Annotated in this window: 25 protein-coding genes and 1 riboswitch; of the genes, 9 read left to right on the top strand and 16 right to left on the bottom strand. The window is 55.0% G+C overall.

Annotated features, from left to right (window positions below; all coding sequences use genetic code 11):
- The first annotated feature begins 80 nt into the window (after positions 1-80).
- Positions 81-2,120 carry a hypothetical protein gene (locus CVU60_07875; GenBank protein ID PKN42128.1) on the top strand — a complete coding sequence of 680 codons (2,040 nt, stop codon included), beginning with the start codon at positions 81-83 and terminating at the stop codon, positions 2,118-2,120.
- A 92-nt stretch (positions 2,121-2,212) separates the two neighbouring features.
- On the opposite strand, the gene CVU60_07870 is transcribed toward CVU60_07875, so the two are convergent.
- On the bottom strand, positions 2,213-2,992 hold the full coding sequence (locus CVU60_07870; protein ID PKN42127.1) for a PEP-CTERM sorting domain-containing protein: 780 nt from the start codon (positions 2,990-2,992) through the stop codon (positions 2,213-2,215).
- A gap of 334 nt (positions 2,993-3,326) precedes the next feature.
- Entirely contained in the window at positions 3,327-4,235 is a 909-nt protein-coding gene (locus tag CVU60_07865) for a hypothetical protein (GenBank protein ID PKN42126.1), read from the bottom strand.
- 430 nt (positions 4,236-4,665) lie between these two features.
- Here CVU60_07865 and CVU60_07860 point away from each other — a divergent pair, with 430 nt between their 5' ends.
- Positions 4,666-5,352, top strand: coding sequence for a CAAX prenyl protease-related protein (locus CVU60_07860; GenBank protein ID PKN42125.1), 687 nt, complete (start codon positions 4,666-4,668; stop codon positions 5,350-5,352).
- A 50-nt stretch (positions 5,353-5,402) separates the two neighbouring features.
- Here CVU60_07860 and CVU60_07855 read toward each other — a convergent pair whose 3' ends face one another.
- The 7 genes from CVU60_07855 to CVU60_07825 all read right to left on the bottom strand — a co-directional run bounded on the left by CVU60_07855 (position 5,403) and on the right by CVU60_07825 (position 11,625).
- Positions 5,403-5,714 carry a hypothetical protein gene (locus CVU60_07855; protein ID PKN42124.1) on the bottom strand — a complete coding sequence of 104 codons (312 nt, stop codon included), beginning with the start codon at positions 5,712-5,714 and terminating at the stop codon, positions 5,403-5,405.
- Between the two features lie 202 nt (positions 5,715-5,916).
- A complete protein-coding gene (locus CVU60_07850) occupies positions 5,917-6,696 on the bottom strand; it encodes a PEP-CTERM sorting domain-containing protein (GenBank protein ID PKN42123.1) in 780 nt (259 codons plus the stop codon).
- A gap of 255 nt (positions 6,697-6,951) precedes the next feature.
- Positions 6,952-7,302 (bottom strand): hypothetical protein, encoded by a 351-nt coding sequence (locus tag CVU60_07845; protein PKN42122.1) that lies wholly within the window; start codon positions 7,300-7,302, stop codon positions 6,952-6,954.
- Between the two features lie 815 nt (positions 7,303-8,117).
- Entirely contained in the window at positions 8,118-9,797 is a 1,680-nt protein-coding gene (locus CVU60_07840) for a diguanylate cyclase (GenBank protein PKN42121.1), read from the bottom strand.
- Between the two features lie 41 nt (positions 9,798-9,838).
- Positions 9,839-10,060 (bottom strand): hypothetical protein, encoded by a 222-nt coding sequence (locus tag CVU60_07835; protein PKN42120.1) that lies wholly within the window; start codon positions 10,058-10,060, stop codon positions 9,839-9,841.
- The gene (locus CVU60_07830; protein PKN42119.1) at positions 10,057-10,494 is read right to left on the bottom strand and encodes a hypothetical protein; all 438 of its coding nucleotides are present in this window, start codon (positions 10,492-10,494) and stop codon (positions 10,057-10,059) included. The genes CVU60_07835 and CVU60_07830 overlap by 4 nt, the downstream gene beginning before the upstream one ends.
- A 702-nt stretch (positions 10,495-11,196) precedes the next feature.
- On the bottom strand, positions 11,197-11,625 hold the full coding sequence (locus CVU60_07825; GenBank protein ID PKN42118.1) for a hypothetical protein: 429 nt from the start codon (positions 11,623-11,625) through the stop codon (positions 11,197-11,199).
- A gap of 393 nt (positions 11,626-12,018) precedes the next feature.
- On the opposite strand from CVU60_07825, the gene CVU60_07820 reads away from it, so the two are divergent.
- The 3 genes from CVU60_07820 (at position 12,019) to CVU60_07810 (ending at position 14,377) form a co-directional block, all read left to right on the top strand.
- Positions 12,019-12,339 (top strand): antibiotic biosynthesis monooxygenase, encoded by a 321-nt coding sequence (locus CVU60_07820; GenBank protein ID PKN42117.1) that lies wholly within the window; start codon positions 12,019-12,021, stop codon positions 12,337-12,339.
- 478 nt (positions 12,340-12,817) lie between these two features.
- Positions 12,818-13,261 (top strand): MOSC domain-containing protein, encoded by a 444-nt coding sequence (locus CVU60_07815; protein PKN42116.1) that lies wholly within the window; start codon positions 12,818-12,820, stop codon positions 13,259-13,261.
- A gap of 420 nt (positions 13,262-13,681) precedes the next feature.
- Positions 13,682-14,377: a TIGR04211 family SH3 domain-containing protein gene (locus tag CVU60_07810; GenBank protein ID PKN42115.1), complete on the top strand. Its 696-nt coding sequence runs from the start codon at positions 13,682-13,684 to the stop codon at positions 14,375-14,377.
- Between the two features lie 163 nt (positions 14,378-14,540).
- Here the strand turns inward: CVU60_07810 and CVU60_07805 are convergent, their stop codons facing one another.
- Positions 14,541-15,233, bottom strand: coding sequence for a redox-sensing transcriptional repressor Rex (locus CVU60_07805; protein ID PKN42114.1), 693 nt, complete (start codon positions 15,231-15,233; stop codon positions 14,541-14,543).
- Between the two features lie 51 nt (positions 15,234-15,284).
- Between CVU60_07805 and CVU60_07800 the strand changes: the two genes are divergently transcribed.
- Entirely contained in the window at positions 15,285-15,470 is a 186-nt protein-coding gene (locus CVU60_07800) for a hypothetical protein (protein PKN42113.1), read from the top strand.
- Positions 15,471-15,587: 117 nt separating this feature from the next.
- On the opposite strand, the gene CVU60_07795 is transcribed toward CVU60_07800, so the two are convergent.
- The gene (locus tag CVU60_07795) at positions 15,588-16,877 is read right to left on the bottom strand and encodes a phosphomethylpyrimidine synthase (protein ID PKN42281.1); all 1,290 of its coding nucleotides are present in this window, start codon (positions 16,875-16,877) and stop codon (positions 15,588-15,590) included.
- Positions 16,878-16,938: 61 nt separating this feature from the next.
- A riboswitch (TPP riboswitch) is annotated at positions 16,939-17,032 on the bottom strand.
- A 695-nt stretch (positions 17,033-17,727) separates the two neighbouring features.
- Here CVU60_07795 and CVU60_07790 point away from each other — a divergent pair.
- Positions 17,728-18,264, top strand: a complete 537-nt coding sequence (locus CVU60_07790) for a hypothetical protein (GenBank protein ID PKN42112.1) — start codon at positions 17,728-17,730, stop codon at positions 18,262-18,264.
- Between the two features lie 105 nt (positions 18,265-18,369).
- Here CVU60_07790 and CVU60_07785 read toward each other — a convergent pair whose 3' ends face one another.
- Genes CVU60_07785 through CVU60_07775 form a run of 3 tightly spaced genes read right to left on the bottom strand, consistent with a single transcriptional unit; the run spans position 18,370 to position 19,864 of the window.
- Positions 18,370-18,930 (bottom strand): hypothetical protein, encoded by a 561-nt coding sequence (locus CVU60_07785; protein PKN42111.1) that lies wholly within the window; start codon positions 18,928-18,930, stop codon positions 18,370-18,372.
- 3 nt (positions 18,931-18,933) lie between these two features.
- The gene (locus tag CVU60_07780; protein ID PKN42110.1) at positions 18,934-19,437 is read right to left on the bottom strand and encodes a peptidase C39; all 504 of its coding nucleotides are present in this window, start codon (positions 19,435-19,437) and stop codon (positions 18,934-18,936) included.
- 28 nt (positions 19,438-19,465) lie between these two features.
- Positions 19,466-19,864 carry a hypothetical protein gene (locus tag CVU60_07775; protein ID PKN42109.1) on the bottom strand — a complete coding sequence of 133 codons (399 nt, stop codon included), beginning with the start codon at positions 19,862-19,864 and terminating at the stop codon, positions 19,466-19,468.
- Positions 19,865-20,401: 537 nt separating this feature from the next.
- On the opposite strand from CVU60_07775, the gene CVU60_07770 reads away from it, so the two are divergent.
- Positions 20,402-20,860, top strand: coding sequence for a chemotaxis protein CheX (locus CVU60_07770; protein ID PKN42108.1), 459 nt, complete (start codon positions 20,402-20,404; stop codon positions 20,858-20,860).
- Between the two features lie 273 nt (positions 20,861-21,133).
- Positions 21,134-22,609, top strand: coding sequence for a YdiU family protein (locus CVU60_07765; GenBank protein ID PKN42107.1), 1,476 nt, complete (start codon positions 21,134-21,136; stop codon positions 22,607-22,609).
- A 42-nt stretch (positions 22,610-22,651) separates the two neighbouring features.
- Here CVU60_07765 and CVU60_07760 read toward each other — a convergent pair whose 3' ends face one another.
- Both CVU60_07760 and CVU60_07755 read right to left on the bottom strand, forming a co-directional pair.
- Positions 22,652-23,011, bottom strand: a complete 360-nt coding sequence (locus tag CVU60_07760; protein PKN42106.1) for a two-component system response regulator — start codon at positions 23,009-23,011, stop codon at positions 22,652-22,654.
- Positions 23,008-25,650 (bottom strand): hypothetical protein, encoded by a 2,643-nt coding sequence (locus CVU60_07755; GenBank protein ID PKN42105.1) that lies wholly within the window; start codon positions 25,648-25,650, stop codon positions 23,008-23,010. The genes CVU60_07760 and CVU60_07755 overlap by 4 nt, the downstream gene beginning before the upstream one ends.
- Positions 25,651-25,724: the final 74 nt, after the last annotated feature.

The following is a 25,724-nucleotide window of genomic DNA, read 5'->3' as shown; positions in this document are numbered from 1 at the left end:
GGCGGAAGCAAGCCGGGCATCAAACACGCAGGAGACGTCCCGCAACCGCCGGGCATCTCTTCAGAAGAAGGGGATCGAGCATGAAACAAGATGATCATCTGGCAACGTTGCAGACCCTCGGCTTTCCAAACGCAAAGGCCTATCTCGAGGCCGCCTTTTCCCGCAACATCGGACTGTTTTCGCCTGGCGAGCAGGAGCGACTGGCCCAGGCCAGGGTCGCCATTCCGGGCATGGGCGGTGTGGGCGGAGTGCATTTGATCAATCTCGTGCGCACCGGAATCGGCCGATACAATCTGGCCGACTTCGACCAGTTCGAACCAGTCAACGTGAATCGCCAGTTCGGGGCCAAGGTTCCATCCTTCGGTCGCCCCAAACTGGAGGTCATGATCGAAGAGGGGCACAGCATCAACCCGTTCCTGGACATCACCCCCTATCCCGCAGGGCTGACCAGGGACAACATGGAAGCCTTTCTGACGGGCGTGGACGTGGTCCTGGACGGACTGGATTTCTTCCAGTTCGAAATCCGCCGAACCCTGTTCAACACGGCCCGGGCCATGGGCGTGCCCGTGATCACGGCCGGGCCTTTGGGCTTCAGTTCGGCCCTCTTGGTCTTCACCCCGCAAGGCATGGGCTTTGACGACTATTTCGACGTGGGCGGGGAACTGCCGGAGGAGCAGAAATACCTGCGCTTCGCCATGGGCCTAGCCCCCAGGCCCACACATATCGGGTACATGGACCTGTCCAGGGTGGACCTCAAGGGCGGCAAAGGCCCGTCCCTGAACATCGCCTGCCAGCTCTGTTCGTCTCTTGCCGCCACCGAGGCGGTACGCATCATTCTTGGCAAGCCGGGACTCAAACCGGCCCCCTGTTTCATGCAGTTCGACCCCTTTCTGCAGGCGCTCCGCAAAGGACGACTGGCCAGGGGCAATCGCGCCCTAAGCCAGCGCGCCAAACTCTGGTACGTGCAACACGTGCTGATCAAAGCTACAGACAAGGCTCGGGTGCGTATCCCGGACCAACCTGTTCCAAGCGCCTCGCATTTTGACTCTCTTCCCCAGGATGTCGTCACCTACCTGCTGCAGGCCGCAGTTCAAGCGCCCTCCGGGGATAATGTCCAGCCCTGGCAATTCCGTCTGGAGGGCAACGACATCCATGTCTTCCTGAATCCACAAGCTGACGTGTCCTTTTTCAACGTTCGCCAGACCGCCTCCATCATCGCCTGCGGAGCGGCAATGGAAAACATGCGTCTCGCCGCCACTACTTTGGGCCTGGACGCAACCACGCAGATCCTGCCGGATGCCGTGCAGGAAAATCTGATGGGCACCGTGCGCATACAGCCGGGCAACCAAACAACAGCCCCCCTGGCCCGACACATCTGGACGCGCTGCACCAACCGGAGGCCCTTCAGCAAGCGCCCTCTGCCCGATTGGGTGCAGGCCGATCTCAAAGCTCGCATCCGGAGCATTCCCGAAGCGCAGCTGCATCTGCTCACCGACCGTCCTCAGCTCCGAAAACTTGCCAGGGTGATCTACCTGGCCGACAGGATCCGCACCGAGCATCAGGGACTGCACGAGCATTTCACGTCCATGATCCGCTTCAACGCCCAGGAGGCGCAGCAGCGCCGCGACGGGCTGCCCCTCAAAAACCTGGAAGCCGGATTGTCAGGGGAAGCATTCCTGCGCCTGACAAAACCCTGGCCGGCAATGCGCGTCGCAAACGGCATTGGCCTCGGCCGGATGGTGGCTTTGCACTCGGCCCAGGGCATCCTGAACAGCGGAGCTGCCGGGATGGTGGTGATCGATGGATTGGAGCCAAGGGACTTTCTGCTCAGTGGACAGGCCTTGCAGCGCATCTGGCTGGCAATGGAGCACCATGGCCTGCAAATGCAGCCCATGACCGCAGTCACCCTCTTCTGGCTGCGCTGGCTCTGGGAAGGCCCGACGAGTTTTTCCGAAAGGCACCAGAAATTGCTGGAACGGGTTTGGCAGGATTTTATGGGATTGTTCGCGACCGTAGATTTTGAAAAGCAGGGCCTGGTCATGCTCTTTCGCACAGGCTACGGCCCCGGAATCCGGCACCGCACCCTGCGGCGTGGAGTAGGCGATTTTCTGATTGAATAACCCTTGACCCGCTCAGGGCAGAGAACCTCACAAAACGCAAAACGGCCGGGAAGCAGATGCTCCCCGGCCTTCATCTGTCGAAAACAGTCTGATCAGTTCTTCTTGTTGCGACGGACCGCTATGCCGAGACCAAGCAGACCCGCACCGAGAAGAAGCATGGTGGCAGGTTCAGGAACAGGAGCGGCCACAATGCTCAGGTTGAACTGAGCCGAGGTGTCGCCATCCTCACTTGTAAGCCAGCCAAAATAATCCGTATCCACACCCAGCTGACCGACAATATAATCATGGTAAGCGCCAGTGATGAGTCCGAAGCCGTTGCTGTTGAACTCAAAATCATACCTGTAGCCGTCATAGTCAAACGATCCTGCGGTCAGGCCTGGGTCGGTGAGGATAAAAATATCCATTGGCGTTACTTCATTATTCGGGGTTTCAAAGAACAGAAACTCCAGATAGGCGGTGTCGGGAAGCTGCGCGGGTCCGGCAGGAACAAACGGAGTAAACTGAATGGTCGCCGCAACCTTTCCATATGCAAGGGTTGGAAACAGTGAAGAAAGAACATGGTTGAAGTGCGTGATTGAAACCACTTCTACCGCAGACCCAAAAGTCATCAGGTCATCACCGCTTACAGGCGCGTTAAGCACAAGCGAGCTTTGCAACCCGGTCTCACTCGTCAACGCCGGAACGCCCCAGGACAGGGTTTTCAGATCAGGGCTTACTGACATAAAGGCCTGGTCTCCTTCGTCGTTGAGCCAATCAACGAAGTTGGCGTCATTGGTATACGACCACTGAGTCACCAAGGCAGCGGAGGCAAACGTCGCCAAGAAAAGAAACGCCACAGCCAAAAAACAGGTTACAGTTAAACTTTTCCTCATGGTAGTCCTCCCGATGTTAAAATAGATATCTTGCGGTTACTGCTTGATAGCATGGTCCATGCCAAGACTTAAAAATGTAATATCAAATGGTTATACGCACGCAAGGTAACTTGAGCTCAAAAAATGTAAATTCTCCCGACATTTTTCCAGTTTAAATTTACAGACAGAGAATGCCTCCCATCCAGGAGGCGCCTTCACGATGACCCCGCCCGCATTAGAAAACACCACCCTCATCGGCGCTCAACATAAATTTTTCGAATTTCCAGTGTTTTACATAAAAAAAATCGGAACATCCTTGGGATGTTCCGATTTTTTTCACCAGGAGCGGATACTTTTATTTGCGCAGTTTGCGGCTTGTTAATGCCAGAGCCACCATTCCGATTCCCAGCAGGGCCACGGTGGCCGGCTCAGGCACTGGAGGCGGGGGAGGATTGTCGCTTCTGTAACCAAGAATGAAGAAATCTTCAAAACCATCACTCAAAAGCCGATACTGGAAGGTCGCCGTGAAGAATAGGCCCTGACCAATAAACTGGGCCAAATCCATCGTCGGAGCATACACCAGAAAGTCCACGTCGTTTGTTCCAGTCGTATCGAACGAGTATTCAACACCCATGAATTCTACAGTTCGAGTATTAGGCACTTCAACAAGAGCATCCTCGTCAAATTCGCCATTAGGTGAACTGTCAAAAGCCCACTCTGCAAGACCAAAAAAATCTGATGCATAAGGAACAACCGCGTTAAATTCGTCGACAATCGCTACGTAACCATTGCCGACCATGTTAGGCTGATTTCCTATCTGATTAATATCAAATGCAAAAACAGGGATGTTTGAACCATCAAATTCGCTTTGCAAAAAATCATACAGTAAATCTACGGAAACTATCCAACTGAGACTCAAATCAGTGTTAAACTCAGTAGTTGAACCTGAATTCGGGAATGACAGGGGATCAGGAAAGTCATATCCACCCCTAATATTTAAATTGTCACCAGCAGCCTTCTCTGCACTTTCACTGTCACCCCACCATATTTTTAGTTCATCTTTGAGTGAACCTTGATTTGATGGATAAACAGAATAGTCTGGATAAAGCTGTTTTAATATACTTGTAGAATATGAATAATATTCATCGTATGGTATTGCATTAGGAAAGACTGGCTCAGGCAACCAAATACTTGCCCATGCCGACGAGGCCAAAAAAAACATTAGCACTGTCGCGCAAAGACTGCCCTTGACAAGCGATTTCATGATTCTTTCCTCCCGTTGATTTCTTTTTGGTGCCCTTTGAATGTTTATCTATTCAAGCAGAATAAATGCCAACACCTATAACCCATTAATCATTCAACTTATTGTAAATGCGCGACAAAGTAATGTAAGATTATCCGACAATGCGTGTCTTTGTTTTCCAGTCCGGCCCCAACGGTTACTCAATAAAAGGTACCGTAAAATAAAATACCCACTCTTGGAGAAGGGCTTCACGTTTTTAACTATCTGAAAATAATATACTATCTCCTGCAATGGAATGATTTTCGACGGTGCTGAACGACCTGTTGCAGGAAATTGGCGACATCGTGATAATCTTCAACGGAGCCCCTGGATTCGGCGAGTAGCATCAAAATCGTCCTGAACTCACGGCACGCGTTGCAAACAGGCACGCTTTTAGCTTAACAGCCAGGCAATGAACAACAAAGCTTGGCCGCGCGTATTGCCTTTTGCCCTCTTCATGGCCGTCATCGGCATGGAGGAAGGATTGCGTTTCATGGATGGCAAAGCCTGGATCAGCATCCAGGATTCCACCTTCGCCCTGCTTTACCCACTCAAACCCCTGGTCGCCGGTATCGCCCTCTTCCTGTGTCGCCGGGCCTACACGGAACTGCGCTGGACCGATCTGACCAGAGGCATCCAGACCTTGGGGAGCATCGCGCTGGGGCTTGCGGTCTTTGCGCTGTGGGTCAACATGGACTGGACCTTTGGGGCGCTGAGCGAACCTCCCGGCTTCAACCCCGGCATCTTTCCGGACCCCGGCCTGCGCCGGGCCATGACCTTCATCCGTATCGGAAGCGCTGTGCTCATTGTCCCGATCATGGAGGAAATCTTCTGGCGATCCTTTATTCTGCGCTACGTAATCAACCCGAATTTTACCAAAGTCCCTCTCGGGACATTCACCTGGGTTTCATTTCTGGCCGGAGCCGTGCTCTTTGGCTTGGCCCATCATTTCATCCTCGCCGGAATCATGGCCGGCATGGCCTATTCCTGGCTGCTCTACAGAACCAGAAGCCTGGCTCAATGCGTTCTGTCCCACGCAGTGACCAATCTGGCCCTGGCCGCATTTGTGCTGAGCACGGAAAAGTGGTGGTTTTGGTAAATCGTGAGGAAATGGTTCGACACAGCGGGATGTTTCACAAACGAGGCGCCTCACATCAGCGAAATCCCGCCGTAGAGAAGGCCGACGACAACTCCGAAATTGAAGGCAAAGACCCAGCGACTCCCGAATCGATGGATCTTGTACATCGACACGGCAACGCTCACGATGCAGATCAGGGCAACGACTATCCAGCCCAAGCTCGACCCGCCCCACTCAACAATACTTTTGGCCACAAAAATCTGACCATAGCCGAGCAGCATCCCGTGAGCCAGGGAAACAGCCCCTACCCGGCTCAAGAAATCGTCCAAAGCCTGCATGCCCTGACAAACAAGAATTGCGGCAATCGCCAGCAATATCTCCATCAGCCAACTCTCCCTCATGGATGCGCGGGAACCATAAAAGCCAAATCGCATGCAGCCATGCAAAATCCAAGGCGACCGCTGCAGTTGCGTTAATCCATTTTCAGCTCGACCTGCTTTGAACAGTGCAACCGGGATACGGAATCAAAAAAAGGCCGGGTAGCTCATGCTCCCCGACCTTTTCATGCTGATCGAAAATGCGTGATCAATTCTTCTTGTTGCGTCGCACCGCCAGACCCAGGCCAAGCAGGCCGGCGCCGACAAGAAGCATGGTGGCCGGCTCGGGGACAGGCGCAGCCGAGATGCCGAGGTAGAACTGAGCCGACGTGCTGCCGTCCTCATTTGCAAGCCAGCCATAATAGTCTGTGTCCACTCCCAGCTGACTGACAATGTAATCATGATAAGCACCAGTGAGGAGCCCGAATCCGTCGCTTATGAAGGAGAAGTTGTATGTGTAACCATCGTAGTAGAATGTGCTGCTTGTTGCTCCAGGATCGGTGAGAATGAATATATCCATGGCAGTCGCAGCGTTATTGTTTGGAGTCTCGAAGAACAGAAACTCAAGATATGTTGTTTCTACAGGAAGAGGCAATCCTGCAGGTAAAAATGGCGAAAACTCAACATTAGCTTCGACTTTTCCATATGCAAGTGTAGGATATGCAGAGCTCATTACATGATTAAAGTGCGTAATAGAAATGGCCTTTACAAGCGCACCAGAATTCATCAGATTGTCGCCACTGACAGGCCCGTCGATAACAAGTGAACTTTGTAGTCCTGTTTTAGAGAATACAGACGGAACTCCCCAGGCCAATGTTTTTTTATCAGAGCTTAGATTCGTATAATCTTGAGTACCGACTTCGTTGCTCCAATCGACAAAAATAGCATCATTGACATACGACCACTGCGTAACCAGAGCTGCGGAAACTAATGTCGCCGAAAAGATAAATGCCGCCGCCAAGCATGTCGCTGCTATTTTTTTCTTCACAGTAGCACTCCAATGTTAAATAATTATATCGTTCTCACGGCACAATGCACCGAACATGCCAAAACACAAACATATAATATTATTCAACTATAATCCAAAGAAGGCTCGAAAAAAACACGCACTGTAAAGTTTTCCGACATACTTTCGGGGCAATCTTACATGCCAAGAGATACAACCAATGGATCTGCGGGACCTTCGAACGTGCAGGCCTGGATCTCACATACGAGAGACCTTTTGAGTGATGCACTGCGAAGATCAGTTTGTCCGCTGCGCCTCCACTTCCGGAGAAGCGATGGGAACGGCGAGTTCCACGCCTACGGAATACGTCCCCGTGAGCGAAGCCGGATCGTTCTGTCCCCAGCGAACGAGGCCCTGATAGCTGTCACTCAAATCATAACCATCCACCTCTCTCCCGGGACTTGCGATAATCGACAAGGTGTCGCCAACGTTGAAGACGCAATCCGTCTCTATGAGAAACCCTTGCCTACTCATGTTGAGGATACGGCCCAACACGATCGTGTCCTTCTTTTTTCCGCATATGATCCCGCAGGGAAACATACAGGCATGACGCTTCCACTTTCTGATTTTTTGTTCTTGCGTCGACATGATTGATCCTGCCTTGAGGCATTTTTCATATTTTCAAAAATCCTGCACGCAGGTCGTGATTGAAAATATTGATGATGAATGCTTTTTTTTCACTACATCCAGCAACGAACGTACCAGCAGGACAATCTGTATCGACATGGGCATGTAGCGTACCCAATGACAAAAATATATTTTCTTCAATCACATCCATGATAAAAACATCATTACACTGTAAGATTTTGCATGCCACCCTGTCGGAAAAATTTACATCTCGACATGTTTTTTTCGTTTCCCCACTCCCGCAATCGCACTGACCTGCCCACTTCTGCCTGCATTGCACTTCGCAAATATTGCAAGTCGTGTTCTGGGCTTTAAAAAAAGCTAGAGGAATCTCGGAGAACGCACAGGCGCCACCAAACTTCCGCTCGGCGCAAATAAAGCCATTCTTTGGCACAGAACATGTAGTGGTAAAAAACGAAATCCATTCCGGTGATGAGAATAACCGTCACTGCGACGACTACCTCAGGGAGGGAAACAATCGACATCCGGACTTATCTCGCGATGCCACACTTAATCGCGAGAACAAGCTCGAACCAGGCAAACGCTCGTGACATGCCCGCGACACGAATAGATGGCGGAGAATTGCCTCTCCTTGCTAACGATGGCGCAACCCCGACATTCATTGTGGCGTCAGGCGAAGAACCCACGAGTTGAGCATACCCCTCCCTGACAAGCCACCAGGGAGGGGGGATTTTTTTTGAGGCTGCGGACTGAAGTCAAAACTCATAGCCATGAGCAAGAGCTTTGCTGTTGAGGAGGCCCCCAGCCAGCGCCGATTATCCCTGCCCCCGCTGCAATGAATTTCTTTCGGCGGTCAATGCGGTGAAAGCCTTGTCCACCATCGGCCGAGCCAGGTAGTATCCTTGGCCCTCGACACAGGCGTGTCTCTTCAGGAAGGCATGTTGTGTCTTAGTTTCAATACCTTCGGCCACGATCCGGTGATTGAATCCCCGCGCCATCGCCATGAGGGCAGTGAAAACGGCCCTTCCTGGCTTGGCATCGACATTGTGCACGAACGACTTGTCAATCTTGACTGTGTCAATCGGAAACTCCCGCAAAAAACTCAGACTGGCATACCCTGTTCCAAAGTTATCCACGGCGATCTGCACCCCGAGGTTCCTGAGTTCATGCAAGGCGGGCAAAGCTTGCTGCGGATTCCGCGACAGACCGTCTTCGCTCATTTCAATTTGCAGATAATGTGGATCCAGTCCCGTTTCTTCCAGAATGGCGCGGACTTTGGACAAAAAACACCTGTCGCTGAATTCAACGGCCGAAACATTAACCGCGATCCGTTCCAGGTCGAGGCCGCACTGCAACCAGGCCTGCGTCTGCCTGCAAGCTTCACGAACCACCCACTGCCCGATCGGCAAAATGAGGCCACTGCTCTTGGCAACTGTGATGAATTGTGCCGGAAAGTTCAGCCTCTGCCCGAAACGCTCCCAGCGCAGCAAGACCTCGGCACCGGTAATGACGCCGGTCTCCAGTTGAACGGTCGGCTGGTAATACAGAATGAATTCACCTTGTCTGAGCGCGCGTTCCAGCGCCTGCTCAGCGGACTTTCGCATGACCGAATTGGCGTTCATGCCCGAAGAGAATATCTCATAACTGTTGCGACCGCTTCTTTTGGCCTGATACATCGCGATGTCCGCCTTGCGTATCAGCATCTCGGCATCAACGCCGTCATCTGGGTACATGCTGATACCGATGCTCAAGCTGATTCGGAGTTCCTGTCTGGAAATGAGATGGGGTTCCCCTACACTTTGAAGCAGTTTCTTTGCGGTAAGGACTGCGCTCCGAACATCATCGACTTCCGGGAGCAGAACCACGAATTCATCGCCACCATACCGACTGACCGTGTCCGAACTGCGGACGCTTGCCTGCAGACGTGTTGCGACGGATTGCAACAGCTGGTCCCCAACCGCATGCCCCATCGAGTCGTTGATATGTTTGAAGTGATCGAGATCCAAAAACATCAACGCCACTTTGTTGCGGTGGCGTTTTGCAAGCAACATCGATTGGTTCAGACGATCCGTCAGAAGCGCTCGGTTCGGCACCCCCGTGAGCAGGTCATGTTCGGCCATGTGAGACAGATGAGCAGCGGCCCTCTCGACCGCCTCGGTCATCATGTGCGCGTTGATCGAGGCGATAACGAGATTCTCGTTTGCTTCACGCAGCCTGCTTTCCATTTCCGCACAGAATTCACCTTTGACCTTTTCGGCGTTCTTGCGCGCCCGCAATGCCTTTTTGCCCACAATGAACGCTTCACTGCGCCTGTCAAAAGCCCCACCCTCATGACCGGTCGGCTTTGCTTTTTGCGCCATCCTTGTGCCAACCTCCTGTTTACATTCGGAAAGTGTTCCCGGAGCCTTGCAGCTTGACGACAGGGCAAACGCACGCCACTTGAGCGACTTCCTGGATGCAAGGTGTCTGTATTTCAAGCCAGTTCTGCTCAGCATGGGCACTCCTGCTCGCTCACAACGAAAGGCAGCGTCGGACGTTATCGCGGTAGCACACCGTTACCGGGCAGATTTTCCCCGAAGACAAACCCACCACCTTCCTTTTCGCCCTCCTGTAGCTCTTTGCCCTGAAAGCTGAAACCAAGCGTGCAGCATCTGTCTTCAGATTCCATGGTCATGAACTTTGTCGCTCCTCTGCCAAGAACCGCTCCAGGCCCGGAAACAGCAATGGCAAGGCGAGACGCGTCTATTTTCCGGCTCATGATGTCTTCCCCTGCTCCTCCACTGCGGATTCAACATCCCACACCGGATCCAGCAGACGCTTGGCCAGGGAATTTCCAATCAGGGTGACGAGTAATTCAGTGAAAGTTATCAGCAGAGCGCTCCCTGCTTGCACAGCCACGACCGGCTCGCGCCCTGCCATAAGTTCCGCGATGCACTCGGGAAGAGAGTCGCTGTCCATCTGCTCATCCGGACTTGCAAGCCAGGGAAATACGACACCCGTCAGATGCAGCGCCTGCTCGAGAATGGCATCGACACCATTGCTGCCGATCACGGGTGTCAACCGAGCGGACATCTGGAGCCAAATCTCAGATGTCGCGTTGGCTATGGCAAGCGCGTCGGGGGAATTTCCGGCGCGCCGCCTAAGCGTTCTCCGTATCGCTTCACGATTGAGATCGCGGTCCGTGATTGGCATCCAAAGGCTCCTGAAACCTGAATCCGATCTCGCCTTGCGAAATTGCTCGGGACATCAGTGCGGTGTAAAATTTTTTCGCATGACGGCAATCTGAATATTGAACTCGGGCAGAGCTGCATCAAAACATGGACTTTGTGCAAAAACATCTGGTCGACGTGATCGGATATGGGTCGGGTTTCGATGTAAGAGCGAATACGCACCGCCAGAGCGAACTCCCGCTCAGCTGCATGATTGTTCAAGCAACGATCGCGCCAAGACGACCGGCGTCGTTTCACTACCGAAATCTATACCTGCGGCGTCAGGAAGGATGAGAGTCAGTCTTGATTGCATCGACGATTCGACGCTGCGAGCCATGATGATACAAGAGATTAATCGTAAGGCCGGAATGGACACGTCGCATTAATCAGTTTTTCAAAAAGGAACGATCGCGGAGAGCACGACGACCGCATCCGGTGACGCCGTGCGCGACTTGCACAGCCAGTACCGCAATGAACTGAGATTAAGGCCATGCTTGGGCAATACCTGGCCTTGCTCATGTCGCCTTACCGCCATTGCGTCACACGGGTGAGCCACCAAGCCGCACGCTTCTGACCGATATGAGATTTCATGCTGACCTCCTAGAATTGGAGGCGCACTATCTCATAGCCTGAAATTATCGAAAGATGGGGTTCCCAGAACGGTTACCTCCATCCCCCTTCGGCATCACTGTTCCTCGATCCTGAACTTGTTCATCCCGAAATTTCGCGACGGGTTGGGGTACTTGCTTGTCAACAGTAGCTTGTTGTCTTTCAGGAAGCCAAGGACGTGGTCCACGCGAGGCGCTATCGCGACCGGGTCCATCTCGTACAAGTTGGACACCAGATCTACGCATTTGTCCCGTGAAATCCTGTTGTACATGAAGAGCAGCACGGTTGTGCCCGCCACTCCCTTGAATTCAGCCGGTTGAAAACGACCCTTCTTGCTGCCCATGACCACGCCGGTGTTGGACAGTTCGACCGAGACGTAATTTCTGGCCACAATGATGATATCTTCCTCGAGCGTTTCGTTGTGGGCATAAACGCCAATGGCGCAGCACAAAAAAGCCATGGTCAATGCGATGCTCAGCGACACCGTCATTTTGAAACTCTTCATAATTCCCTCCTTTCATAGAATTCCTTATGATGCTCTTTTCAATCCCCGTGCCACAAGTACATTCCAAGCCGTCACGCCCAAATGCCGCACAGGCCAAGACCTGCGCGCATTCGGCGGGTTCTTCGCAACTGGGTGCGAGACACATTTTGTCTGGTTTTTCTGGAATCAAGATCTCGAGACCGGAGGAGCTTGAAGAAGGCTTTGCTGGAAACTGGCAGTTCAATGGCCAATACAGTTGGAGGGCGGCGTGACAAGCCAAACTTAAAATGCGATCAAGTAGAATTTTCCAGTGCGAAATTCTTGCCGTAACCGATCCATCTCGTGTACAAGTTTTCAGATTAACTCATGCCCTGAAATATATGTAACATTTTGACACAGCAAAAGGAGATATGCATGTTCGCCGTTATCGTAAAAGTCCATATCAAGCCCCAGCATAAAACGATGTTTATTGAAGAAATGCTCGCTGATGGGCGTGGTTCAGTAAAAAATGAATCGGATTGTCTACTTTTCAATATTATTCAAGATCATGAAGACGAAAATCTTCTTCACCTTTACGAAGTCTATCAAAGTGCAGATGCATTTGAAGCACATAAAGCAACTCCCCACTTTGTCCGTTGGGTTGAAACCACAAAGGACTGGCTTGCAAAGCCTCTGGAGATAGCGACCGGTTCTCATCTGTTTCCGGATGACGGCATTTGGAAGAAACAGGGCTGATGTCCCTGCCGTCAACGGGTAAGAGGGAATGACGAAAGGCCCCGATCCGTGACGAACCTGCCAAGCCCTCCTGCATGCGCTTTTGCATGGCCGGGATGATATGAAAGAAAAGTCAGCACAAGGCTTGGCCGATTCCCTTTGATACCATCCCGTTTTTTTTCAAATTCCTTCTCACGCAACGGAGCAAGCGCAACCGCTCCGCGCGAATCATCAATTCCTTCCCGCTACCGCCTCCATTCCGGAATGGAACCTGTCTTGAACGATCGCAATACCAATTCGTACCTTGACGATCCGATTTGAATATGCACTGATATTCATCAATCTACTCTTGAAATGGCCGTGAATCGCTGCCTGCCAAAATGCTCGCGGCAAAGGCGACTGAACGCACGGAGAAGGCAAGCCCAAAAGGGCCAGATCCTGGATGGGTTGGATGGATGAGCATAGCAACTGCCGCCGTTTCGCGGCATCCGGAGGACGCATGAAGATAGTTTCCCTGGCTACGAGCCTGAAGAAAGGCACGCGCAAGACCACAGTGGATGAACTGCGCCTGGTCGAGGACCATGGCGTGGAAGGAGACGCCCACGCCGGCCCCTGGCATCGGCAGGTGAGTTTTCTGGCTGCCGAGCAGATTGAAGGCTGCATCGAGCAAGGGCTGAACGTCGAATTCGGCGCCTTTGCCGAGAACATCGCCAGTGAAGGCGTGGACTGGAAGACCCTGCCCGTCGGCACGCAGGTGGAACTTGGCGACGAAGTCCTGGTCGAGATCACGCAGATCGGCAAGGAATGCCACAAAAAATGCGCCATCTTCTATCAGGCCGGAGACTGCATCATGCCCCGCGAAGGCGTTTTCGGGCGAGTCCTCAAAAGTGGCATGGTCCGGGTTGGCGACGCGATCAGGATTGAAGACGCGGTTCGGAACTGAAGATTTTCATGCGTGGATTTTTCCCCATGTGAACGACCCAGGAAAAATTCACGCATGGAAGAATTGCCCTGCGCGCAGAACGAACTCATGCAAGACAAGTCATTTTTGGACTCCCAATCATGAGCAAAGAGACTCCCCATTGCCCAATCTGCCGCACGCCTTGGCTCACGATCCCGCGCCGACCTCAATGGCGACCTTGCGACCACCCGAGAAATACGCTCCCCGATCTGCGCTGACCACACATTTTCACTTCATAATATCATACGGCAATTGCGTCCCTGCATTTGGATATTTGTGCCTGTTTCATTTCATCCCGGACTGGCGAATGCCCACATAGCACCTTCCGCATGACTTTTGACTCGGCATGCCTGATCTGGCAGGGATGTGTAGCTGCTCCACCTCTTGTGTAAATTGATAGAGATGGTCTTGCCAGCCAGGAACTCAAAAGGGGATGACATGAGAAAATATATGATGCTGACCATGATGGCGGTGCTGCTTGTCGTGGGAGCGGCTCACGCGCAGACCGCCTACGTGGCTGACGTTTTCGAGATAACGCTGCGCTCCGGACCGACCAACAGCAACAAGATCCTGAAGATGCTGCCGTCCAGCACTCCCGTGGAAGTGCTCAGAAACGACAAGGACTGGTCCCTTGTGCGGACCGAAGGCGTGGAAGGATGGGTGTTGGCGCGCTATCTGACCAGGACTGTCCCGGCAGCCCTTCAGGTGGAGCGATTCGCCAAGGAAAATGAAACCCTGCGCGCCAAAATGGCCGAGATGACCGAAAAAACTTCCGCCACGACAGGCGAGAACCAGGCATTGCTGGACCGCCTGAACCGCGCCGAAACCGAACTGGCTTCCTTGCAGCAGCGGTATGCCGAACTGGAACAGGGATCAAAGGCCTATGTGGACCTGCAGAAAGCCCATGATGAACTCGTCGCGCTGCAGGCGGAAACGGCGCAGCAGGCAGAAGCCCTGGAGATGAAAAACAGGGATCTGAGCGGTGACACACAGTTCCGATGGTTCCTCACCGGAGCGGGCGTAGTCGGAGCCAGTCTGCTCCTCGGCCTGGTTCTTGGCCGGTTGCAGAGAAAGAAGACAGGCCGCATCTTCGCCTGAAGAAGGCTGACGGCTTGTGCTGTCGGCCTTCGTGAAACCCGCGGGCAAAGCGACCTTCCAGCAATTTTGCGACCATCGCAATAAACCCGTCACAACTCGGTCGCAATGCTCCCGGCCGTATCGAAAGACCGCTCCCCGTCAAACCGTCTGCCGGATCAACGAATCAGGGCTCCAGCAACTGGTGCGTCAGCACTCCGAGTTCCACGGTGATGTCCATGTTCAGCACCACCATGTTTTCCGGGATTCGCACCGGGCGGGAAGCGAAGTAGAGAGCGCCGCGGACGCCCAACTGCGAAAGGCGGTCGATGATTCCTTGGACTTCCGGCGGAGGAACGGCGATGATGGCCACATCGATGCTGCTCGCTTCCAACTCCAGCTCAAGATTGGCAATTTCGTGAACCGGGATGCCCTCGATGGAAGCGCCCGCGCTGGCGACTTGGTGGTCGAAAATCTGAACCACCGAGAGGTTGCGCTTCTTGAAGGAGGCCGAATGCATGAGCACGCTGCCCAGGCCTCCGGCACCGATCAGGGCGACCCTCCAGTGCCGATCCAACCCCAGAATCCGAGCAATCTGCTCGCGCAACTCCGGCACATGATACCCTACCCCCCTGACCCCGAAAGACCCGAACTCGGCGAAGTCCCGACGCACCAGGCTCTGGGACACGCCGTCAATCATCTCGAGGTCCGCGGACGAGGTGACTTTCACACCCTTGTTCTGAAGGTGGTCCAGCGTGCGCAAATAGATCGACATGCGGCGGATGATGAGATTGTTCTTGTCCGCCCTGGGGCGCTTTCTCGTGTTTGCCATGATGTGGATACCTCGTGTGCGGTTGTAAAACTGATCAAAATTCTCCATTACACGCACTGCGGTCAAGAAATACTTCAGTCAGTCCGGTGAGGATCGGCAATGAGGATGCAAAACAAAAAATCCTGTACCAACACCATATCCTCTGCGCGCTGCGCGGGCATGCGCTCCCAATACGGCCCGCTCATCCGGCTCCTAGACGCCATCCCTTGCGGAGAAATCATCACGCTTGCCGCCGTTGACGGGACGCAGCCCGACGATCACAACCGCAGACTGATCCGTCTCTGACAAAACGACGCGCCCCGCTCCCCTTTACGATAAAACCGGGGAGCAGGTCTCATTCCGGACATCCCGGGCCGCCGTCATGCCCAATAATGACGGCAGTCCGGGCCGTGCGTTGATTTTTCAGGACAGGCATTCCCGGCGCAAGGAATTATGGGCGTCCATGGCGCAGAGCTTGCCGCACATGGTGCAGGTCTTGCCTTCGCTGGCGCGGTTTTCCTCCCAGCGGCGCCGGGGCAGGTCCTGATCCAGGGCCGCCGCGAACATACCGTCCCAATCCAGCTCCTTGCGGCACACGGACAGAGTCCGGTCCCGGTCGATGGCTCCGGGGACACCCTTGGCGATATCGCCGGAATGAGCCGCGATGAGAGTGCTGACCACGCCCTGATGTACATCGTCCATATTTGGCAGGCAGAGATGCTCGGCGGGTGTCACATAACACAGAAAATCCGCACCCGCGGCCGCCGCGACAGCCCCTCCGATGGCAGCAGTGATGTGGTCGTACCCGGGCGCAATGTCGGTGGTCAAAGGGCCCAGGACATAAAAGGGTGCGCCGTCGCAAATGCGCTTTTGCAGCATGACGTTGCCCGCGATCTGATTCAGCGGCATGTGCCCCGGCCCCTCAATCATGACCTGCACTCCTCTGGCCCGGGCCCGCCTGCCCAGTTCCCCGATGACCAGCAACTCCTGGATCTGCGCCGAATCCGTGGCGTCGCTGACCGCTCCGGGGCGCAGCCCGTCGCCCAGGCTCAAGGTGACATCGAAGCGAAACGCGATGTCGAGGAGCCTTTCGAATTCCTCCAGCAGTGGATTCTCGCGGTTGTTGCGTTCCATCCAGGCCGCCAGGAGCGCCCCGCCCCTGCTGACAATCCCGGCCACACGGTCCTGCGCGTGGGTTCTGGCCACGGCTTGGCGGGTTACTCCGCAGTGCACGGTGATGTAATCAAGCCCCTCGGCGCATTGCGCCTCGATGGATTCGAGCAGCATGGAGGCGGTCATGGCCTCTATCCCGTAACCGGCATCGACCAGATCGGCAGCCACCGCATACATGGGAACGGCCCCGACCATGACCGGCGAATGATCGAGGATCGCGCGCCGGGTGGCCATGAGTTCCCGGCCCGTGGACAGGTCCATGACGCTGTGCGCTCCGGCTCTGACCGCCACTTCGAGCTTGGCCAATTCGACGTCCAGCGCACCCTGCACTCCGGACGTGCCTATATTGGCGTTGACCTTGGTTTTCAGGCCTGCGCCAATCCCCTCGACGGAAAAATTCCGCCCCACGCTCCTTGGGATGACGATCACCCCCTTTTCCACACCCTCGCGGATGACTTCAGGGTCCAGATTCTCCTTCTCCGCCACCACCCGCATTTCCGGGGTGATCTTTCCCTCTCGGGCAAAACCAGGTTGTGTCATGTTGACCTCGGTTGAAAATGAAAAAGCCGTTTTCCAGCACAGGAAAACGGCCGCACGAGCGTCAGCATGTTTTTCGTTTTCCTACGCTGGAATTATCCAGATCAGGTTCAAAGGGTATAATCTCAGACTCATGCGAGCCACCCCCAACTTGTGTCGTGTTACGTAGTCGGTTCCAAACTCAAGGTCAACGGACCCGGGAACTTCGTCACAGAGGCACTATCCCCGGCGGAATGAAGCAGCATTCTTCACTTTGTCAGTCTGCGACACTCTCTACTTTCATATGCAATTTCAGTTATATGAAGATTAAATCCTACATGAAGCGTCTCTAAAAGCTAATGTGACGAAAACGTTTCAATCACAATCGCTGCCAATTGTTCATTAATGACACGGTGACGGGACATTATGACCCATTTTCACAGCTCCATTCTGCAAAACAAGCAACGCTCATTGATGTCTGGACACAATTCCAGGCAAATTAATCATGTCTATTTAATCATGTTACATACTAATAAGATTAATAAAAACATATTAAAAAAACGCATTTATCGCTCACGAATTTAATTACGAATAAAAAAATATATTCGTAGTTATCACCAGTGGCTTCAATTTTGCTCAACACAATCTCGATCTTGTCTAATTAATTTTACATAATACATATCTATAAGACATTATTAAATTATGATATTCTCTGAATGAATATCGTATTATCATTACGCATATTAATAAATCGCCTCACAATTTAACAAGGAGTACAATAGAATTCATGCGATGATTTGGAATTATTCATGTTTTTTCAATATCAAGAATTTCTTGAATGAAAAAATTTATCTCAGCGACGGAGGAAAAAGTAATGACGTTGGTACTTCTGGTTACAATTGCCATGTTGTGGTTTCCGATCGGACTTTTTTACTTTGGACAGGGTGATGCAAAAACATGCGGCGCTATTGCCGGATTTGTGGGAACAATAACCTGTATTGGCGGATTAATTCATGCTACGCCCCTATTTGGCAGCGATGCGTTTACAGCAACATTGCTGATCCCCTTTGGCATCGTATATCTCACAATCGCGTACTGCATGCTGACCGGGGTCGAAGACCTTCGCTCACTGGGCAATCTGAGTTTGATGATGGCCATTATTCTGGCCATTGCTGCATATTTCTTTTTCACAGGCGGAGGCATCAAGCCCGACGGAACGTCATTCATCGGCAAGAGCCTGTACCTTGGCTGCATGATGGTCGCCTTTCTGGTGCTGACGGTCGCGGTCTGGGCCGTGACATATGGAAAGTTGTCACCCAAGGCTTTGGGCGCACTGCTTATCATACTGTCATTTGTCGGCCTTTTGCTGCCCGCCTATGATCTCATCGGTTTTGGCAAGCTGCCGTTCTAGCCTTCAAACCTGACATGGACGTGAAAACGCCGCCTTTTGCTTTCCAGCGCAAGGCGGCGTTTTCACGTCTACCAAGGCAAAGGGCGTCAAGCCCGAAACGTGGCTCTACGGAGCGGCGTTTGCGATCTGATCGCGCAGGCCGATTATTTTTTCACGCAGCGGGTCCGCGCCCGGCAAGCCCTGCAGAACCTCGTCCAAAAGCGCCAGCGCCCTGGATTTTTCACCAAGCCGCGACAGTGCCAACGCCCTGGTGCTTTTGAAAAGCGCATTGCCGGACTCGACCTCCAGGGCCTTTGCGGACCAGTCCAGAGCTTCCTGCGCCTGACCCAGGTTTATCAAGGCAAATGCCAGATTGTTCATGGCTTCAGGGTTTTGCGGGTTTCGCTTCAGGGCCTGCCGATACCTGGCCTCGGCCTGCGCCCAATCGCCCAGGGCCGCTTGCACGTTGCCCAGATTGATGAGCGGCTGATCCCAGGTGCGATCCTTGGCGGCAGCGGTTTCATAGGCAGTAAGGGCCAGGTCAAGTTCCCCGGAGGCCTCGTAGGAAGCTCCCAGATCATTGTGTTCCCTGGCGTCCAGCGGGTCGGAGAGCACGACGATCCTGGGCGTGGCGCAGCCAGCCAGGGCAAAGGCGATGCAAAAAAAGAGACAGCATGCAAGGCGCATGGTTCACTCCAGAAACAGATACAGTCGGTTCATGCGTTCCCAGCGGTCGAGCAGGTCGCGGTTGGGCAGATACATGTCTCCCCTGGTTCCTATGTGCATGAGCAGCCCGTCGGGATCATGCCCGTAGACCACCACGTAATGCCCTTGGCTGAACATTTTCGTGCCCATGTCGAGCAGAAGGATGACCGGCCCCCCGGAATCGATCATCGCCCTGACCAGGGGCAGGTCTCCGCGTCCGGAGCGGGTCGCAAAGCCCAGCGACCGGGCATGGTTTTCCATGTCCGGAAGCAGCGACCGTCCAAGGCCAGGCGTGAAGACACGGCGAGTCAATTCATCCAGTTCCACGTACCGGCCATGAAAAGCCAGCACCGAGGCAAGGGCCGCCGGTCCGCAATCATTGATCTGGGTCTGGGGAACGAACGGCACGTCCAGGCGCACCGCGCGGGGAAAAGAGTCCCGAACCTGCTGAAAAGCGGGGCGCTGCATGCACCCCGCACAGGAGATCATCAGGATCAGGAGCAGCCGGAGACAGGATCTAGCTGATGACAATGCGCCTGTCGCTTATTTGAAGGATGAGCACGACCAGCAAAATGACCAGCAGAACGGCGATGACCGCCCCGAGAATGCCGCCGCCCACGTCGCCGGAGAGGCTGGCCAACTGATGCAACTGATCGTCGGAAAGCGTCCCGAGCTTCGCGTCCACCTCTTCAGGAGTCAGTCCGTAGTCCGCCAGACGCTGGGTCACGACCTTGTTCTCCAGAGCGCTCTGGATGGAAGCGATGTCGGCGCTTCGCTCGGACACGACCTTGCCCGAAGACATGCGGCTTTGCGCCAGAAAGGCATCAGCGTTGGAAGGTACGAACGCGATAAACAGATAGGCGACCAGTATCGGCCAGCACACGCGTGTGTTGAAAAACCACTTTTGTCGATTCATGCTTTAAGCCTCCATGAAATTATGCCCGCAAGCTCCGCGCCCCCCGGCACCCACCGGGAACACGTGTCCTTCGAAGCGACTTCGGTAAAAAGTTGTTTTTTCTTACAGTGTCCAGGGCAGAATAGTCAAACCGACTCCATGCGCCACGTCATCCCCCAGGCGGAAAAAACATAACTGTCAATGCGCTCACCAGATTTTCGCGTCCGCCGCGATGCGCGTTAAACCGCAAGAACTGCACTGTGAAAACCAAACAACTCTTAGGCAGTATCCCGAAGCAGCTTCGAAAAGGCTACCGAAATTTTCGAGCCGAGCTGGCGCCTCGTATGACAGCGCATAAAAAAAAACCAAGAAAAAGCATGTTACATCCAGGGTGTCTTACAGAGAGACTTGTTGACAAGTCATGCACAATAAGATTCTAGTTTCAAATAATGCATCGTATCTGTTCGCACACTATTTGAATAAAACCTGCTGTCCGAGATAGATCCTGGTGCAATGCAAAATGGCATTTTCGTTTTCAAACCAGCCAAGGAGTGTTCAATGAGCCCCGATATGGCCAAGCCTTTCATAAGCGCAACCAAGCATGTGCTCTCCGCAGCCGCAGCTCTGGAAGTCGTGGCCGGACCTCCCTATGTGAAAAAAGACAAGGTAGCCTGCGGCTGCGTCTCCGCGTTGATCGGCATCACCGGCGACAGGAAAGGGACTTTTTGCATCTCTTTTGACAAGAACACGGCAGTTCACATCGTCAGGCAAATGCTCGGAGACGCCATCGAGGACGTCGTGCAGGACGTACAGGACGCCATGGGCGAGATCACGAACATGATCTCCGGCCATGCTCGGGTCGGACTTGTGGACCTTGGCCTTAAACTGCAAGGCTCGACGCCGTCGGTCATCATGGGGGACAACCACTCCATCTCATACCGGGCCTCGGCCCAGGCCATCGCCATTCCCTTCTCCTGCCAGGCCGGAAAATTCACCCTTGAGTTCTGCTTCGACTAAGCCGTAGAAATCCCTCTTCAGCAATCTGGACACAAGCTCCATCTTCGCGGCCCAGGCGACAACCGGGCCGCAGAGGGCCTAGTGGACGAAGGCAATCCTCCCGCCCTTTCCCGCATTCCAAAAGCTTCAGATAACTTTCGTACCTGCGTGCGCCATCGATCCCTCAAGTTCCTTGACGAACGGCATTGCCATGCCGACATTGCGGTTTTAGTCCAAAAACAGTAATCACTCTCAAGAGCAATTCCGGTTTTGCACCAAACCCACTGGAGCTTCATGTCTTCTCAAAATCAAAATCCCCTCGCCGCACAAGGCTGGAATTTCGACAATACCTACACCCGTCTGCCCGAATCGCTTTTCGTGCGCCAAAAGCCCGTTGCAGTAAGAAAACCGGGCCTTGCACTCCTGAATCGCGAACTGGCGACGTCTTTGGATCTTGACCCGGACAGCCTTGATGGTCCGGACGGAGCCGCCATTTTCGCCGGGAACATTCTCCCGGCAGGCGCGGACCCCATTGCCCAGGCCTACGCGGGACATCAGTTCGGGCACTTCACCATGCTCGGCGACGGCCGCGCCATCCTTCTGGGTGAACATGTCACCGCCGGCGGCGAGCGCTTCGACATCCAGCTCAAGGGCTCCGGCCAGACCCCCTTTTCCCGCCGTGGCGATGGGCGCGCGGCCCTGGGCCCCATGCTCCGTGAATACATCATCAGCGAAGCCATGCACGCCCTTGGCATCCCGACCACGCGCAGCCTCGCCGTGGCCACCACCGGCGAGCCCGTGCACCGCGAAACAACCCTGGCTGGCGCCGTCCTGACCCGCGTGGCGGCCAGTCACATCCGCGTGGGCACCTTCGAGTACCTTGCGGCGCGCGGCAAGACCGAAGACCTGCGCACCCTGGCCGAATACACCATCCGCCGTCATTACCCGGAGCTTGCCGAGGCTGAAAAGCCCTTCCTCGAACTGCTGCGCGCGGTCATGGAGCGCCAGGCCCGGCTCGTGACCAGCTGGCTGCACGTCGGCTTCGTCCACGGTGTCATGAACACCGACAACATGGCCCTGTGCGGAGAAAGCATCGACTACGGCCCGTGCGCGTTCATGGACGCATACGACCCGGCCACGGTCTTCAGCTCCATCGACCGCGACGGACGCTACGCCTATGGAAACCAGCCATCCATCGTCCAATGGAACCTGACCAGGCTGGCCGAAACCCTGCTCCCGCTGCTGCATGAACACGAGGAAAAGGCCGCCCTGCTTGCCCGGGAGACGCTTGAAGAATTTCCGGCGCTGTTCAGACGGCACTGGATTCAAGGCATGCGGGCCAAGCTCGGCCTGTTCACGGCCGAGGACGAGGACGCATCCCTGGCCCAGGACCTCCTGACGCTCATGCAGGAAAGCGGCGCGGACTACACCCTGACCCTGCGCGAACTCACCGGGGAGGCCCCGGAGGGGTCATTCTTCCGCGACACCGGCTTCACGCGCTGGCAAGGGCGCTGGCAGGCGCGGCTGTCCCGGCAGCACGAGACGCCCGAGGAGTCGCGCATCCTCATGCGAGCGCACAATCCGGCCATCATTCCGCGCAACCGCCGCGTGGAGGAAGCGCTGGAAGCGGCGACACTCAAAAACGACCTTGAGCCCCTGAAACGGCTTCTGGGCGCCCTGTCAACACCCTTCGAAGACCGGCCCGAACACGCGCGCTACCGCGATCCGGCGCCGCTTGGCAACGGCTACCGGACGTTCTGCGGAACATGACGCATCCGCCCTGAGTGATGGAAAACGGGAGATGAAGAGAGCTCAGTCTTCGCGCAGCACTTTCCGGATCCGTTCCAGCATGGCCATGCTGTCGCAGGGCTTCTGGAACACGTCGTCATCAACCAGGCCCAGCGTGCCGATATCGACATAGAGGCGAAAGTCCGTGGAGCCGGTGTGCAGGATATGGTGCCGGCACAAACCCTGCTCCCGAGAGACGCGGATGAATTCCGGTCCGTTCATGACCGGCAGACGTATGTCGACGATACACAGGTCCGCCGCTTCACGCCGCAATTCCTCAAGCGCCGATTCAGCAGAGTGGAACGCGCGGATGTGAAAATCGTCAAAGTCCTCCAGAAAACAGGCCAGGGAGCTGCGGATGTGCTCCTCGTCGTCGATGATCATGAGTCTTGGATGCACTCGTCCTCCTCTTTGCGGCCGGAATCAAGGAGCGGAAGCTCGATGATGAAGCGCGTGCCCCCGCCAGGCCTGGACTCCAGCCGCATGCGGCCATCATGGCTGCGGGTGATGATGAAGTAGGACACGGAAAGGCCAAGCCCCGTACCCACGCCCGGCGGCTTGGTCGTGAAGAACGGCTCAAAGGCCCTGCGCTGCACTTCGGGCGGCATGCCGGGACCGTTGTCCTCCACCTCCAGCACCACGTGATCCGACACGACCTTCATGCGCACCACGATGCGCGGATCCGGAACCTCCGGCCGGGCCGAAGCCATGGCCTGGGCCGCATTGCGCAGCAGGTTCAGGAACACCTGCTCCATTTCGGTCTCCGTGCATCTGACGGCGGGAAAATTTTCATCACACTCCCAGGCAATTTCTATCCGCTTGAAATCATAATTCCTCTTCAAATCGTAATCGTTTCCGGCGAGAATCATGGCCCGCTCGATGATGGCGCGCAGATCGCAAATGGTGCGCTTTGACTCGCTGCGGCGGCTGAAATCAAGCATGTGACGAATGATGTCCGCCGCCCTCACGGACGCCTCCTGGATATTCCTGATGAAATCGTAGAGCCCACGGATTTGCATGTACTTGTCGAACAGGTTCATATCGAGACCGATGTTTTCAGCCGCTTCGATATTCCTGGAAAAATCCGGCCTGCTCCGCTGCACGAGGTTCTGACTGCTGACCATGATGATACCGAGCGGGTTGTTAATCTCATGGGCCACCCCCGCAGCAATGCCGCCCACGGAAATCATCTTTTCGCTCTGGATCATGAGTTCCTGCATATGCTTGAATTCCGTGACATCACGCAACACGGCCAGGACGCATTTCTCTTCGCCGACCGTCAAAAGCTGGCCGGAAAGGACGCACGGAATCGTTTTTCCGTCCTTGCATCCCAGGGAGAAGTCGATGTTGTCGATCTGCCCGCTCTGGTGCATGCGCCGCCGCACGGCCTCGCGCATGGCCGGATTGGCGTAGAGGCCAAGCTCGAGCGCGGTCCTGCCTACGGCTTCGCGATAGGCGTATCCGGTCAGTCTGGTGAAGGCCTCGTTGACGTCGATGATACGACCCTCGCTCAGATTCATGAGAATGATGACGTCGGGCGATAGCCTGAACAGACGCGAAAACTTTTCCTCCGACTGCCGCAGGCGCTCTTCGGTCTGCTTGCGCTCGGTGATGTCGATGCCGATGCCGGTCAGATAGGTCTGGCCGTTGATGACCACGGCCACTCCGGAGAAGTAGAAGGGAACGGCCCGGCCGTCCTTGGTGAGCATCTCGGCCTCCACCGTCGCCACTCCTTCGGTCAGGCCCCTTTTCAACGCGGCCCGGACATTGGAAACATGGGGCTCCCGCCCGCCAAACCAGTCGAGAATATTGCGCCCCAGCATTTCCTCCGCCGTAAAGCCCATCTTTGATTCGTGGGCCTTGTTCCAGCGCATGAGCCTGCCCCTGCTGTCGTACATGAACAAAAGTCCGGGCACGCTCTCAAAAATGGCCTGGGTCAGCATCCGCTCCTGGGCAAGCGCCCGCTCGGCCTGCTTGCGGCCGCTGACATCCTCGACCACGCCGTTCAGGTACAGCGGACGGCCTTGGGTGTCATGCTGAATCGAGGCGGTCAGCACACCCTCGAAGTTTGTGCCATCCTTGCGAACGAACGTGACCTCCATGCTCAGCGCGTCCTCGGAAGCCAGCAGCGCCCTCAAATATGTCTCGCGGATCGAAGGGTCCGCATAGACCGAGTCAACCCGAATCCCGCTGGAGGTCAGATAATCCTCCCGGGACGAGTAGCCGAACATGCCCCTCAAGGAGGCATTGCCTTCCAGCAGAGTCCCGTCCAGGGTGGACCGAAAGATTCCCACGGGGGAATGATCGAAAATCACCCGGTACTTTTCCTCGCTCTCGGCCAGGGCGCTCACCTGCCGCTCGATGGTGCGCCCCATGTCCAGAAACGCGCGCACCAGCGGTTCGAACTCCGTGTACTCAACCCCGGGGTCGGCCTGGGCATATTGACCTCTGGCATAGGCTCCGATCAGGGAGTCCAGGGCCGCGAAAGGCTCCCGAAAATAGCGATGCAGAAGATGCCTGGCCAGAAAGTACTGCGCCAGAATGACGAGCAGGGCTATGCCGCTTGCTGCCAGACCGATGCCGATCATGGTCCTTTGCCTGGCGGAATCCTCCAGCCCCAGACGGATGGAGCCGATGACCTGCCCGTCATGGCTGATCTCGGCTTCGCGGGTGATGAAAAGCTCCTTGCCGGTGTCGTGCACAAACCACTCTTCGCCCCTGGCATCCCGCAATTCCACAAGGCCGACATTCGCGTCCAGGCTCGTGGCCTTTGCCACCGCCCCCGCGGTTTCCCGGTCAAGGGCCCAGAGCGGGGATTGCAGGGCCTGCGACAGGAAAGTGATGGTGTTCTCGGCCCGCTCCTCCATCTGGATGCCCACCCGCCACGAAAGAAAAAGAAAGGCCAGCGTCGAAACCGCAAGAATGATGACCATGCCCAGGAGCCCCAGCGACAGGGACAGACGTTTGGAGAGGGATTTCCTGGAAGCCATGCGGGAACCGATCCTTTTGAACAGGGGTGTCATGAGCGAAGCAAAGCTGGTTTCGTACCCTCCCTTAGCTCAAAGAGGCTCATCTTTCGAGAAAAATATTCCTTGCA

It is taken from the genome of Deltaproteobacteria bacterium HGW-Deltaproteobacteria-18 (genome assembly GCA_002841885.1).
Classification (GTDB): Bacteria; Desulfobacterota; Desulfovibrionia; order Desulfovibrionales; family Desulfomicrobiaceae; genus Desulfomicrobium.
Note: the sequence above shows the minus strand (reverse complement) of the source record. Positions and strands in the feature narration are given on the sequence as shown.

Coding starts and splice junctions, on each gene's coding strand:
- CVU60_07875 (PKN42128.1), top strand. CDS start 81: ATGAAACAAGATGATCATCTGGCAACGTTGCAGACCCTCGGCTTTCCA.
- CVU60_07870 (PKN42127.1), bottom strand. CDS start 2,992: ATGAGGAAAAGTTTAACTGTAACCTGTTTTTTGGCTGTGGCGTTTCTT.
- CVU60_07865 (PKN42126.1), bottom strand. CDS start 4,235: ATGAAATCGCTTGTCAAGGGCAGTCTTTGCGCGACAGTGCTAATGTTT.
- CVU60_07860 (PKN42125.1), top strand. CDS start 4,666: ATGAACAACAAAGCTTGGCCGCGCGTATTGCCTTTTGCCCTCTTCATG.
- CVU60_07855 (PKN42124.1), bottom strand. CDS start 5,714: ATGGAGATATTGCTGGCGATTGCCGCAATTCTTGTTTGTCAGGGCATG.
- CVU60_07845 (PKN42122.1), bottom strand. CDS start 7,302: ATGTCGACGCAAGAACAAAAAATCAGAAAGTGGAAGCGTCATGCCTGT.
- CVU60_07840 (PKN42121.1), bottom strand. CDS start 9,797: ATGCTGAGCAGAACTGGCTTGAAATACAGACACCTTGCATCCAGGAAG.
- CVU60_07835 (PKN42120.1), bottom strand. CDS start 10,060: ATGAGCCGGAAAATAGACGCGTCTCGCCTTGCCATTGCTGTTTCCGGG.
- CVU60_07830 (PKN42119.1), bottom strand. CDS start 10,494: ATGCCAATCACGGACCGCGATCTCAATCGTGAAGCGATACGGAGAACG.
- CVU60_07825 (PKN42118.1), bottom strand. CDS start 11,625: ATGAAGAGTTTCAAAATGACGGTGTCGCTGAGCATCGCATTGACCATG.
- CVU60_07820 (PKN42117.1), top strand. CDS start 12,019: ATGTTCGCCGTTATCGTAAAAGTCCATATCAAGCCCCAGCATAAAACG.
- CVU60_07815 (PKN42116.1), top strand. CDS start 12,818: ATGAAGATAGTTTCCCTGGCTACGAGCCTGAAGAAAGGCACGCGCAAG.
- CVU60_07810 (PKN42115.1), top strand. CDS start 13,682: ATGGTCTTGCCAGCCAGGAACTCAAAAGGGGATGACATGAGAAAATAT.
- CVU60_07805 (PKN42114.1), bottom strand. CDS start 15,233: ATGGAGAATTTTGATCAGTTTTACAACCGCACACGAGGTATCCACATC.
- CVU60_07800 (PKN42113.1), top strand. CDS start 15,285: ATGAGGATGCAAAACAAAAAATCCTGTACCAACACCATATCCTCTGCG.
- CVU60_07795 (PKN42281.1), bottom strand. CDS start 16,877: ATGACACAACCTGGTTTTGCCCGAGAGGGAAAGATCACCCCGGAAATG.
- CVU60_07790 (PKN42112.1), top strand. CDS start 17,728: ATGACGTTGGTACTTCTGGTTACAATTGCCATGTTGTGGTTTCCGATC.
- CVU60_07785 (PKN42111.1), bottom strand. CDS start 18,930: ATGCGCCTTGCATGCTGTCTCTTTTTTTGCATCGCCTTTGCCCTGGCT.
- CVU60_07780 (PKN42110.1), bottom strand. CDS start 19,437: ATGATCTCCTGTGCGGGGTGCATGCAGCGCCCCGCTTTTCAGCAGGTT.
- CVU60_07775 (PKN42109.1), bottom strand. CDS start 19,864: ATGAATCGACAAAAGTGGTTTTTCAACACACGCGTGTGCTGGCCGATA.
- CVU60_07770 (PKN42108.1), top strand. CDS start 20,402: ATGAGCCCCGATATGGCCAAGCCTTTCATAAGCGCAACCAAGCATGTG.
- CVU60_07765 (PKN42107.1), top strand. CDS start 21,134: ATGTCTTCTCAAAATCAAAATCCCCTCGCCGCACAAGGCTGGAATTTC.
- CVU60_07760 (PKN42106.1), bottom strand. CDS start 23,011: ATGATCATCGACGACGAGGAGCACATCCGCAGCTCCCTGGCCTGTTTT.
- CVU60_07755 (PKN42105.1), bottom strand. CDS start 25,650: ATGACACCCCTGTTCAAAAGGATCGGTTCCCGCATGGCTTCCAGGAAA.